This window comes from Colidextribacter sp. OB.20 (assembly GCF_009911595.1).
Taxonomy (GTDB): domain Bacteria; phylum Bacillota; class Clostridia; order Oscillospirales; family Oscillospiraceae; genus Lawsonibacter.
The window spans coordinates 1-11,062 of sequence record NZ_QWKG01000094.1 but is presented as its reverse complement, the minus strand read 5'-3'; the positions used below and the strand labels follow the sequence as shown (position 1 = coordinate 11,062).

Annotated in this window: 11 protein-coding genes; 1 reads left to right on the top strand and 10 read right to left on the bottom strand. The window is 60.4% G+C overall.

The window, feature by feature from the left end; translation table 11 throughout:
• Both D1641_RS17555 and D1641_RS17550 read right to left on the bottom strand, forming a co-directional pair.
• Positions 1-1,152 (bottom strand): HAD-IC family P-type ATPase (locus tag D1641_RS17555; RefSeq protein ID WP_160668047.1); only part of this gene is annotated, 1,152 nt, incomplete at its 3' end.
• Between the two features lie 115 nt (positions 1,153-1,267).
• The gene (locus D1641_RS17550) at positions 1,268-1,603 is read right to left on the bottom strand and encodes a hypothetical protein (protein WP_160668045.1); all 336 of its coding nucleotides are present in this window, start codon (positions 1,601-1,603) and stop codon (positions 1,268-1,270) included.
• Between the two features lie 96 nt (positions 1,604-1,699).
• Between D1641_RS17550 and D1641_RS17545 the strand changes: the two genes are divergently transcribed.
• Complete coding sequence (locus D1641_RS17545) at positions 1,700-1,906, top strand: helix-turn-helix transcriptional regulator (RefSeq protein WP_347707468.1); 207 nt, start codon at positions 1,700-1,702, stop codon at positions 1,904-1,906.
• 409 nt (positions 1,907-2,315) lie between these two features.
• Here D1641_RS17545 and rny read toward each other — a convergent pair whose 3' ends face one another.
• From rny to D1641_RS17505, 8 genes are all read right to left on the bottom strand, one after another.
• Positions 2,316-3,869 carry a ribonuclease Y gene (rny, locus tag D1641_RS17540; RefSeq protein WP_160668042.1) on the bottom strand — a complete coding sequence of 518 codons (1,554 nt, stop codon included), beginning with the start codon at positions 3,867-3,869 and terminating at the stop codon, positions 2,316-2,318.
• 320 nt (positions 3,870-4,189) lie between these two features.
• A complete protein-coding gene (gene spoIID, locus D1641_RS17535) occupies positions 4,190-5,233 on the bottom strand; it encodes a stage II sporulation protein D (RefSeq protein ID WP_160668040.1) in 1,044 nt (347 codons plus the stop codon).
• Between the two features lie 122 nt (positions 5,234-5,355).
• Positions 5,356-6,069 carry a phosphoribosylaminoimidazolesuccinocarboxamide synthase gene (gene purC / locus D1641_RS17530; protein WP_160668038.1) on the bottom strand — a complete coding sequence of 238 codons (714 nt, stop codon included), beginning with the start codon at positions 6,067-6,069 and terminating at the stop codon, positions 5,356-5,358.
• A 60-nt stretch (positions 6,070-6,129) separates the two neighbouring features.
• A complete protein-coding gene (locus D1641_RS17525; RefSeq protein WP_160668036.1) occupies positions 6,130-7,734 on the bottom strand; it encodes a CTP synthase in 1,605 nt (534 codons plus the stop codon).
• Positions 7,735-8,033: 299 nt separating this feature from the next.
• Positions 8,034-8,357: a hypothetical protein gene (locus D1641_RS17520; RefSeq protein ID WP_160668034.1), complete on the bottom strand. Its 324-nt coding sequence runs from the start codon at positions 8,355-8,357 to the stop codon at positions 8,034-8,036.
• 26 nt (positions 8,358-8,383) lie between these two features.
• Positions 8,384-8,641 carry a hypothetical protein gene (locus D1641_RS17515; protein ID WP_160668032.1) on the bottom strand — a complete coding sequence of 86 codons (258 nt, stop codon included), beginning with the start codon at positions 8,639-8,641 and terminating at the stop codon, positions 8,384-8,386.
• A gap of 115 nt (positions 8,642-8,756) precedes the next feature.
• Positions 8,757-9,920 (bottom strand): plasmid recombination protein, encoded by a 1,164-nt coding sequence (locus tag D1641_RS17510; protein ID WP_160668049.1) that lies wholly within the window; start codon positions 9,918-9,920, stop codon positions 8,757-8,759.
• 458 nt (positions 9,921-10,378) lie between these two features.
• Positions 10,379-11,062 (bottom strand): AAA family ATPase (locus tag D1641_RS17505; RefSeq protein WP_160668030.1); only part of this gene is annotated, 684 nt, incomplete at its 5' end.

Genomic DNA, 11,062 nt, shown 5'->3' with positions numbered 1-11,062 from the left:
CGCCCCCTCGGTGGGGTCGCCGGAGGCGGTGGGAGCCCCGGCCTTCCAGGCGAGCCGGGCGTCGGAGCAGAGGCAGCCCGCCGTCATGGCGTCCCGCCGCCGGGCGCCGGGGGTGAGCCAGACCTGCTGCACCGTCATCCTGTTTTGGGTGAGGGTGCCTGTCTTGTCCGAGCAGATCACCCCGGCGCAGCCCAGGGTCTCCACAGCGGGCAGCTTCTTCACAATGGCGTTCCGCCCCGCCAGCCGCTGGATGCCCAGGGCCAGGACAATGGTGACGATGGCGGGCAGGCCCTCGGGTATGGCGGCCACCGCCAGAGAGACGGCGGTGAGGAACATCTCCAGGAGTTCCTTGCCCTGGAACAGTCCAACCCCGAACATAATGGCGCACGCCGCCAGGCACAGAAGGGACAGCGACCTTGAGATTTCCCCCATCCGCCGCTGGAGGGGGGTGTCCCCCTCGCCGCTCTCCAGAAGCAGGCCGGCGATGTGGCCCATCTGGGTGTCCATGCCGGTGGCCACCACCAGGGCGGCGCCCCGGCCGGCGGTGACGAGGGTGCCCGACAGAAGCATGTTCACCTGGTCCCCCAGGGGGGTGTTGGCGGGGAGGGCGTCTCTGGCCTCCTTCTCCACCGGCACCGACTCGCCGGTCATGGCCGACTCGTCCGCCTGGAGGCGGCTGCACTCCAGAATCCGGGCGTCGGCGGGAATCAGGTCCCCCGCCTCCAGGAGAATTACGTCGCCAGGGACCAGGGCGGCGGCGGCGACCCGCCTGGGCGCCCCCTCCCGCAGGACGCTGGCCTGGGGGGAGGACATCCGCCTCAGCTCCTCCAGGGCCTGCTGGGCGTGGTCCTCCTGGGTGATGGAGATGATGCCGTTGACCACCACGATCACCAGAATGATGACCCCGTCCAGCCAGTCCTCTCCCCCGCTGGCCGCCAGAGACAGCCCCGCCGCCGCCAGCAGCACCAGAATCATAGGGTCCTTCAGCTGAGCCAGAATCCGCAGAAGCAGGCCGGGCGGGTCGGGCTGGGCCAGCTGGTTGGGCCCGTATTTCTCCAGCCGCCGGGCCGCCTCCCGCTCGCTGAGCCCCTGCCGGCTTGTATCCAGCTCCTTCAGAACCTGAGCCATACTCCGGCTGTACCAGTCGTCCATAGCAGCACACCCCTTCCAATTTCTCCCAGTATAAGCCGGGGCCTGTCCACTTTTTGGGGGAATTTTGTCGGGGAATAAAAAATGTCCCGCCGGCTGCCCCGGCGGGATGCTTGCTCTATTTACACCAGTTATATTCCTCTGCCAGCAGATCGGAGTATTCATCCAGAAAATCCTGGAGCATCACAATCCCCTCCAGCCCGATGTCATCACCCTTCCCAGCCTGTTCCATCAGCCTGGAAAATTGGTCCGTGAGGGTCATAATAAATCCGTGGAACGTAAAAATCCGCTTTAGCTCAAGAGCACTGCGATTGATATACGCCGGGTCCGACAAATCGAGCTTGTCGTCCTTCCAAAACCCCTTTTGCAGGGTTAATGAATTGATGCGGCCCAAATAATCACACAGCCGCATACTTTTTTCTATAATTGCTTTTCGCTCACTTTGACGACTCATTCTATTTCCCCCTATTTTTTAGACGTAAGGGGATATATCCCCTTAATAAAAAAGATTATAACCCCCATACTTGACATATGTCAAGGGGGAATCTGAGTGATTGTATTCGATAAATTATGGATAACAATGGCCGAGCGTGGGATAACCACCTATTATCTGCGCGAAAAAGCCGGTATTGACAACAAAACAGTTCGCCGTCTCCGGGCAAATGACAACATGGAAACCAAAACCTTGAACAAGCTCTGTACTGCACTGTCTTGTAAATTGGAAGATATCGCAGAATTTATAGAGGATGAAAAATAAACCCCAGGGCCGTCGGCTCTGGGGAATCTTCTTGAAGCGCACCCAAAAGCCTCCTTTTGAAAGGAGGTGGCATCCGCGAAGCGGATGACGGAGGATTGTATTTTGGCGAAGCCAAAATATGCGAAGCAAATCGGTTTTCGGAAAACTCGTTTACTTCGTATGTTTCGCTTCGCGAAACGCAATCCTCAGTCAGCCTTCGGCTGACAGCCCCTTTCAAAAGGGGCCTTTTTCGCTGCGGCGGGACGAGGGTTTTGAGCCCTCCGTAGGGCGGGACGGGGGTTTTGAGCCCTCCGTAGGGCGGGACGACTCGGCCCGCCGTGTATTTGTCTGATTCGGCGGCGCGCCGGGGTCGTCGCGCCCTACAAATAGCATAAAAAATTCCGGGACGCTGGGGGGCGTCCCGGGATTTTTATTTGGCGTATTCGATGGCGCGGGTCTCCCGCAGGAGGTTGACCTTGATCTGGCCGGGGTACTCCAGCTCGTCCTCGATCTTCTTGGCGATCTCCCGGGCGAGGAGGACCATCTGGTCCTCGCTGATGACCTCGGGCTTGACCATAATCCGGACCTCACGGCCGGCCTGGATGGCGAAGGACTTCTCCACCCCGTTGAAGGAGGAAGTAATCTCCTCCAGGGTCTCCAGCCGCTTGATATAGTTCTCCAGATTCTCCCGCCGGGCGCCGGGCCGGGCGGCGGAGATGGCGTCGGCCGCCTGGACCAGGCAGGCCACCACGGTCCGGGGCTCCACGTCGTTGTGGTGGGCGTGGATGGCGTGGATAATGTTCTCGCTCTCCCGATATTTCCGGGCCAACTCCACACCGATCTGGACGTGAGAGCCCTCCACCTCGTGGTCGATGGACTTGCCCAGGTCGTGGAGCAGGCCGGCGCGCTTGGCCTCGGTGACGTTGGCGCCGATCTCGGCGGCCAGCAGGCCGGCCAGGTGGCTGACCTCGATGGAGTGGCTGAGGACGTTCTGGCCGTAGCTGGTGCGATAGTGCATCCGGCCCAGCAGCTTGACCAGCTCGGGGTGCAGGCCGTGGACATTGGTCTCGAAGATGGCCCGCTCGCCCTCCGACTTGATGACCATGTCCACCTCCCGCTTGGCCTTCTCCACCATCTCCTCGATGCGGGTGGGATGGATGCGGCCATCCTGGATCAGCTTCTCCAGGGCCAGCCGGGCGATCTCCCGGCGCACCGGGTCGAAGCAGGAGACGGTGATGGCCTCGGGGGTGTCGTCAATAATCAGGTCCACCCCGGTGAGGGTCTCCAGGGTGCGGATGTTCCGGCCCTCCCGGCCGATGATCCGGCCCTTCATGTCGTCGTTGGGCAGGGGCACCACCGACACGGTGGCCTCGGACACGTGGTCGGCGGCGCAGCGCTGGATGGCCAGGGAGATGATCTCCCGGGCCTTGGTGTCGGCCTCGTCCTTGTAGCGGGCCTCGATCTCCTTGATCTTCATGGCCGACTCGTGGGTGACGTCCTCCTCCAGCTGCTGGAGCAGGTAGTTCTTGGCCTCCTCGGCGGTAAAGCCGGAGATGCGCTCCAGCTCGGTGACCTGCTGCTGCTTCAGTTTGTCCGCCTCGGCCTGGGTGGCGTCCAGCCTGGCGATTTTGGAGGACAGCTGCTCCTCCTTCTTCTCGATGTTCTCGGTCTTGCGGTCCAGGTTCTCCTCCTTCTGCTGCAGCCGGTTCTCCTGGCGCTGCAATTCAGAGCGGCGGTCCTTGACCTCCTTCTCGTGCTCGTTCTTGGCCTTGAGGATTTCCTCCTTGGCCTCGACTAGAGCCTCCCGCTTCTTGCTCTCGGCGCTCTTATAGGCCTCGTTGACAATGCGGGTGGCCTCGTCCTCGGCGGACTTGATCTCCCGCTCGGCGGTGGCCTTGCGCCGGTTCCAGCCGAACACAGCCCCGCCCAGAGCGCCCACAATCAGCGTGACGATCATGCCGATGACTGCTAAAATTGGGTCCATTGGGTCTTTTTACACCTCCAAATTTTTTCGTGGCCGCGGCGGACCGCCGCGGCGTCCGCCTCCGGCGGATGGGCCGGTGCGAACTTGCAGTAAAAGGCCGCAGGGGGCGGGTTTTCCCTCCCATGCGGCAACTGAAAAACATCCCCACAGGTTTTTCATATTTGTCCACCTAACATTGTAAAGGGCAATCGCTTTTCTGTCAAGATTTATTCACATTTGAAATGGAGGGTTTTTTGAAATATTTTACCAAAATGGAAAAAAGGGCGGGAAAACCCGCCCTTCCGGAGACCGTCTTCTGCGGGAGTGGATGATATCCGCCCCTACCACAATTCTCCCACCTGGGCCCCGGTGTAGTACCAGGTGAGGATTTCCCTGAAGGTGCTGCTATCCTTCGCCATGGCGTTGGCCCCGTACTGGCTCATGCCCACCCCATGGCCGTAGCCGGTGACGTCAAAGGTGAACTGGGCCCCGTCCCAGGTGACAGTGAAGCAGGCCGACCGCAGGGAGAACAGGGAGCGCGCCTGTCCCCCCGTGAGGGTGACGCCCCCCAGAGGGATGGAGATGATCCCGCCCCCCTCGTTCCGGCTGGCCTGGCCGAACCAGGTCCCCGGGTCGCCGGACAGGTCGGCCCCAGGGTAGGCTGCCAGGGTGAGGGCCCTGACCTCCTCCGCTCCCAGGACGGTCTGGGTGCGGTAGTTGGGCACCTCGTCCCCCTCAGGGCTGTCCACGCTTTTCAGATAGTCCACCGAATTGCCCCAGACCTCCACCGCGTCAGTGGTTTTCCCCGCCGCAGAGGAGAAAAACAGGGCCTGGATGGGCTTCCCCTGATACAGCACCCCCAGCCCGTCGGTCTGGGACACCGCCTCCTGAATTTTTTCCCCGTACTCCCCGGCGCTCAGCCCCCACCGGGCCTCCGCCGCGGAGCGGTCGATGTAGGCCTGACAGCAGGTGCTGTCGGCGCAGATGTCGGCCTCGGGGTGCTTGGCGCTGCTCTGGAGGACGGCGGTGTAGGTCCGGGCGGCGCAGGCCTGGGCCTTCAGTGCCTCCGGCTGGAAGGAGGCGGGCATCTCCGCCGCCACCACCCCCCACAGGTAGTCCGCCATGGTCAGCTCCGACACTGTCCCGTCCTTGTTCAGCAGGCGCACCGCCCGCCCCCGGTCCCGGGGGCCGGTCTGGACGGCGGGCGCGGGCTCGAAGGGCTGGAGGCTCTCATCGGCGGCGGAGCCGCTCTGGCCTGTCCGCTGATAGACCGGCTCCCCCCGGATGACCAGGGCGGGCAGGAAGAACAGCGCCGCCGCCAAAAGCAGCGCTGCGCTCACCACCTGCCGCGCCCCGCCGAGACTGTAATCCCGCTCTCTGGACATATTGCCGCCCCCTTTTTCTTCTATCCTATGGGACAGGCAGCGGAAATATGCGGGGGAATCCGGAGGCGGAGCAAAAGAGCGCCGGAGGATTTCCCTCCGGCGCTTTGAATTGGGCTTTTGACTTACAGGTGCTGGGTCAGGCGGCTCATGACCTGCTCGTAGGCGGCCTCCACGCCGCCCATATCCCGGCGGAAGCGGTCCTTGTCCAGCTTCTCGTGGGTCTCGGAGTCCCAGAGGCGGCAGGTGTCGGGGCTGATCTCGTCGGCCAGGACGATGGTGCCGTCGTCCAGCCGGCCGAACTCCAGCTTGAAGTCCACCAGAGTGACGCCGCACTCCGCCCAGACCTCCTGCATCAGCTTGTCCACGGTGAGGGCGTACCTGCGGATGAGGGCCAGCTCCTCGGGGGTGGCCAGCTTCAGGGCCAGGGCGTGGTCGTCGTTCATCAGAGGGTCGCCCAGGTCGTCGTTCTTATAGGACAGCTCGAAGGTGGGCTGGTCAAAGACAATGCCCTCCTCCACGCCGTACCGCTTGGCGAAGGAGCCGGCGGAGATGTTGCGCACAATGACCTCCAGGGGGACGATGGACACCTTTTTTACCAAAGTCTCCCGGTCATTGAGCTCCTTAATCAGGTGGGTGGGGATGCCATCCTTCTCCAGCCGGGCCATGAGCAGGTTGCTCATCCTGTTGTTGATGACTCCCTTGCCGGTGATGGTGCCCTTTTTCAGGCCGTTGAAAGCGGTGGCGTCGTCCTTATAGGAGACAATCAGCTGCTGGGGGTCCTCAGTGGCGTAGACCTTCTTGGCCTTGCCCTCGTAGAGCATTTCCTTTTTTTCCATGGGTAAACTCCTCCAATTCTTGTGGTTTGGGAGCATTATAAGCCGGGGAGGAGAGGGATGTCAAGGGGTATTTTTCCCTTTGGCGGCGGCCACAAACTCCCGGAACAGGGGGTGGGCCCGGTTGGGGCGGGACTTCAGCTCCGGGTGGAACTGGACGCCCACAAACCAGGGGTGGCCGGGCAGCTCCACCATCTCCACCAGCCGGCCGTCGGGGGACAGGCCGGACAGCCGCAGGCCGGCGGCGGTGAGGGCCTGGCGGAACCGGTTGTTGAACTCATAGCGGTGGCGATGGCGCTCGGCGATGTCCGAAGCGCCGTAGGCCCGGAAGGCCAGGGTGTCCTCCCCGGCGATGCGGCAGGGGCAGGAGCCCAGGCGCATGGTGCCCCCCTTGTCGGTGACTCCCTGCTGGTCGGGCATCAGGTCGATCACCGGGTGCGTGGTGGTCCGGGACAGCTCACTGGAGTGGGCGTCGACCATGCTGCAGACGTGGCGGGCGAACTCCACCACCGCCATCTGCATCCCCAGGCAGATGCCCAGGAAGGGGATGTTATGCTCCCGGGCATAGCGCACAGCGGAAATTTTGCCCTCAATGCCCCGGTCTCCAAACCCCCCGGGGACCAGCACGCCCTCCGCCCCGGCCAGTATTTCAGCGGCGTTTTCGTCGGTGACCGTCTCGCTGTCCACCCAGCGGATGTCCACCCGCACGCCGTTCTCAATGCCCCCGTGGGTCAGGGCCTCGGCCACCGACAGATAGGCGTCGTGGAGGGCCACATATTTGCCCACCAGGGCGATGGTCACACGCCCCGTCGGGTTTTTGGCCCGGTGGACCATATCGGCCCACTCGGTCAGGTCGGGGGTGCGGCAGATCAGCCCCAGGCGGCGGACCACCGCGTCGGCCAGGCCCTCCTTCTCCAGCATGAGGGGGACCTCATAGAGCAGGCCGGCCGTCAGGTTGGGGATGGCGTTTTCCCGGGGAATATTGCAGAACAGGGCAATCTTGTCCAGAAGCTCCCCGGGCACCGGGGTGCCGCTGCGGCAGACGATCACATCGGGCTGAATGCCCAGGCTGAGCAGTTCCTTGGCCGAGTGCTGGGTGGGCTTGGACTTCAGCTCCCCGGAGCCGGGGATGGAGACGATGAGGGAGACGTGGATAAACATGACGTTCTGCCGCCCCCGCTCCGCCGCCACCTGGCGGATGGCCTCCAGAAAGGGCTGACCCTCGATGTCCCCCACCGTGCCGCCGATCTCCACAATGGCCGCGTCGGTGCCGGGGGCGTCCAGGGCGTAGATATGGCTTTTGATCTCGTCGGTGATGTGAGGGATGATCTGGACGGTGCCCCCCAGATAGTCCCCCCTCCGCTCCCGGTTGAGCACGTTCCAGTACACCTGCCCCGCCGAAACCGAGGAGTTCACCGTGAGATTTTCGTCGATGAACCGCTCGTAGTGGCCCAGGTCCAGGTCGGTCTCCGCCCCGTCGTCGGTGACAAAGACCTCCCCGTGCTGGTAGGGGGACATGGTGCCCGGGTCCACGTTGAGATAGGGGTCCAGCTTCTGGACCTTCACCTTCAGCCCCCGCTGCTTCAGCAGCCGGCCCAGGGAGGCCGCCGTGATCCCCTTGCCCAGCCCGGACACCACGCCGCCGGTTACAAAAATGAATTTTGTCATATTCTACTCCCCATTTCATCAAAAAGAGGGGCTCAAGAGCCCCTCTTATTCTTCTGTTACTCCCATTCGTTGCTGGGTATCATATTCTAACGGATTTTGCTTTAGAAATATGATACCTGGTTCTTCTGATTATTTGATATATCCATATTATCCAGCCTATACGATGGGCTGTTATCAAATTGTTATCAACGATGATAACGGGAGGCAGAGTATACTGCTTTTTCTCTGCTGGTTTACGACTTTAATAATAGCACAAAAGGCGGGGAAATGCAAGTACATCTCCCCACCTTTACCGAACACTAAACTAAAAAGAAGCACATTATACCCAGCATAACAACGAAAAACCCGGCTATCCACTTCCCAACAGTTGCGAAAAGGTCATTCTTTTTCCATATTCCCAAAGCAAGTGCAGACACAAAAAAGACCAGCCCATAAAAAACAGTATAATGTGTTCCGCTTGTCCCATTTGACCAGCATGGAATACCAATATAGTTCAAAACTACATCACCCAGGCATAGATTGTCGAACCAGCCTATATTGCAACTCCAAATAATTGCTATGATTGACAGCGCCAGAGCCAGAGAGCCTATTCCTATTCTTTTCTGCTTTATTGCTTCTTTCATGACGGCATCCTCCCGCTAATTGTAATTTATACTCCGTAGCGAACCCAAAAACCAAACACAATGATTACCAGCACACTACCTATTCGTATGCCCTTCTTTAACTCGTCATGGTTTCTCCAGTCCGCAGATTTAGGCCATACAGGATTGATTAAAAAGAGCAATCCGATAACAATCCATCCAATATTCTGAACGAGTCCAGTCTTAAAGAATTGTCCGATGACAAAAACACATACCAAAACAGCTAATGAAATATAGACTTGCACTTTGAATGATACTTGTTTCATGCAAATTTTCTCCTTTCCAATAAACTCCGAGTTCTTTCTCATTATAACATCAAAAGCACCCGTTGACAAGTGCAAAACAGGAGGGCACCCTTTTGGAGTGCCCTCCCGCTGTCCGTTACCTTGCCCCCCGGCTAAACTTCCGCTTTGCTTTCTTCTGCTCCCTCTCTTGCGCCTCCTGGCGTTTTGCGTCCTCCACGGCCCGCTCTACTTCCTCCGGGCCGAAAGCCCGCTTTACCCGCTCAAAGTCGGCAACAGTCCCCCGCAGGGCCTTGTTTTCCATCTTTGCCTCCTGCAAACGGTCAGACAGCCGCTCGTTGCCCTCCCTGGCCCGTCCATAGTCACCCTGCAAACGCTCATACTTCCTCTTCAACTCGACATAGGCCCGGTACAGGGAACGCAGCACCTTGACGATCTGCGCCAACAGGGGCTTGGCTTTCTTCTCCCGGTAGGACTTGGCGCTTTCCAGCGGCCCCGGCTCCGGTAATATCCGCTCCGGGTCATCGGAGAACTGCGCCGCCAACTGCTCCATGTTCCTCACAGCCGGGGCCAGCTCCTTTAGACGCTGCTCCTGCTGTTCCACCTGTCCCTGCTTCTTGGCCTTGACCGCCTCCAGCTCGGCAATCTCTTTCGCCCTCTGCTCCTTTTTGAAATCCAGCACAGACAGGTGCTTGTCATGGGTGCCCTTGTCCTCCCACTCAATACCATGGCGCTCCATCACGGCGGCAAGTTGTTCCTTTTCAGAGCGTACCCACTGGTTCCACTCCGTGTCGCCCCTGGTGCCGCCCTTGAAGCCCTGGGCCGCTAACGCCTGTTTGAGAGATACCCTTGTGTCCAGGCCCCGTTTGCTCCCGGTGGTGAACGGTACGAAGTCGATGTGCAGATGGGGTGTGGCCTCGTCCATGTGGAGGTGGGCGGAGAACACCCGAAGCTGGGGGTTGCGCTCCTGGAAACCTCTCATGTACTCGTCCAGCACCGCCGCCGCAAGCTGGCCGTCCTCGCCCTCGGCGCTCATGTCGTCCTTGTTGCCCACTTGCAGGATGATTTCATGGAACGGCTTTTCCTGCTTGCTGGAACGTATCTTTTCATAGTAGTCCTCAATCTTGCGATCTGCCCTGGTCTGCTTATCGTTGTACCGCTTGAGGGCCTCGTCAAATAGCTCATGGAAAACTGCCTTGATATTTTCGTGGCAGTAGGTTATATTCAGATGGGAGCGTTCCGGGTCGGTGTTCTTGGCGTTGAACGCCCTGCTGTTGTGGTTCACCGAGCCTTGCCCCACCATTGCACTAATCGTCCTTTTCAAATCAACACTCCTTTCGCCGCGCCAGCGGCGGCCTTTGTTACTTTCTGCGAAAGTAACGCAAAAGCACTTTTGACGGCCTTGCGGCCATCAAAAGCGCATTTGCGCCCTACGGGGTGGAGTGGGGGCGTTGCCCCCGCCGTCTGCGGACGGCTCCCCCAGCAGGGCCGCCCTTTGAAAAGGGCCCCCTGCACCCCGCCTAAACTTTGACACTCGCCGTTGGGCAGGGGGAAAAGGCACAGCCTTTCCCCCCCACCCGGCCAGTGTCCTCCGTGGGCCAAAAGTCAAGGGGTTCGGGTTGTATTGCCTTGCGGCAATCTCCACCCGCAGGTATGCCCCCTTGACTTTTGGCCCCGCTCCCCGTGACGGCCGTGACGACCGTGACGATGTTTTACACACCGCCCCCGCTCTCAAAAAAGCCGTCACAGCCGTCACGGTCGTCACGCCTGGGGCGGTTCCAGGGTGAGGGCGATACTTCTCCCGGCGTGGCTCCTGCTGTTCTCATAGCGGATATGATACTCCGCCGCCAGCCTCCCGGCCCGGACATTCAGCCGCATGGCCAGGGCGTTGGGCTTCATGTCGGTCTGGAGCGCCGCCGCCAGCTCCGTGGCCGTACCGCCCCAGGCGGGCCTGTCCGCCGTCACAAGGGCGGCAACGGCCTCCAATACCGGGTCGGGCGGTTCCACCCACGGCTCCGTTTCCAACCGCTCCAGCTCCCACACAAGGCGCTCCCTGTCTTTGGTGAGATACATCCGCTGATCCTGCTGGTCACGTCCAGCCACGTCCAGGATGGCGCTGCCGTCCGTCCGCTTTTCTTTCTGAAGAAGAAAGGCCCCGTCCGCCGCTCCCAACAGGCCGTTGGTGCCGGAAATCATATCAAACTTGTCATCGGCCTGCTGCTTTCGGGTATGGTGTACCAGCAGGAGACAGATACCGCAATCATCGGCAAGGCGTTTCAGCTTGCCCACCACCTCGTAATCGTTAGCGTAGCTGTACTTCTCCCCGCCGACTTCCCGGACTTTCTGGAGGGTGTCAATGATAATCAGTTTGGTGTCGGGGTGCTGACGGACGAACTTCTTTAGCTGTTCCTCCAGGCCCAGGCCGAGCTGTTTGGCGTAGATCGC

What these genes read in the sequence shown, in the direction of transcription:
- D1641_RS17550 (WP_160668045.1), bottom strand. Translation starts at nt 1,603, where the DNA reads ATGAGTCGTCAAAGTGAGCGAAAAGCAATTATAGAAAAAAGTATGCGG.
- rny (WP_160668042.1), bottom strand. Translation starts at nt 3,869, where the DNA reads ATGGACCCAATTTTAGCAGTCATCGGCATGATCGTCACGCTGATTGTG.
- spoIID (WP_160668040.1), bottom strand. Translation starts at nt 5,233, where the DNA reads ATGTCCAGAGAGCGGGATTACAGTCTCGGCGGGGCGCGGCAGGTGGTG.
- purC (WP_160668038.1), bottom strand. Translation starts at nt 6,069, where the DNA reads ATGGAAAAAAAGGAAATGCTCTACGAGGGCAAGGCCAAGAAGGTCTAC.
- D1641_RS17525 (WP_160668036.1), bottom strand. Translation starts at nt 7,734, where the DNA reads ATGACAAAATTCATTTTTGTAACCGGCGGCGTGGTGTCCGGGCTGGGC.
- D1641_RS17520 (WP_160668034.1), bottom strand. Translation starts at nt 8,357, where the DNA reads ATGAAAGAAGCAATAAAGCAGAAAAGAATAGGAATAGGCTCTCTGGCT.
- D1641_RS17515 (WP_160668032.1), bottom strand. Translation starts at nt 8,641, where the DNA reads ATGAAACAAGTATCATTCAAAGTGCAAGTCTATATTTCATTAGCTGTT.
- D1641_RS17510 (WP_160668049.1), bottom strand. Translation starts at nt 9,920, where the DNA reads ATGGTGGGGCAAGGCTCGGTGAACCACAACAGCAGGGCGTTCAACGCC.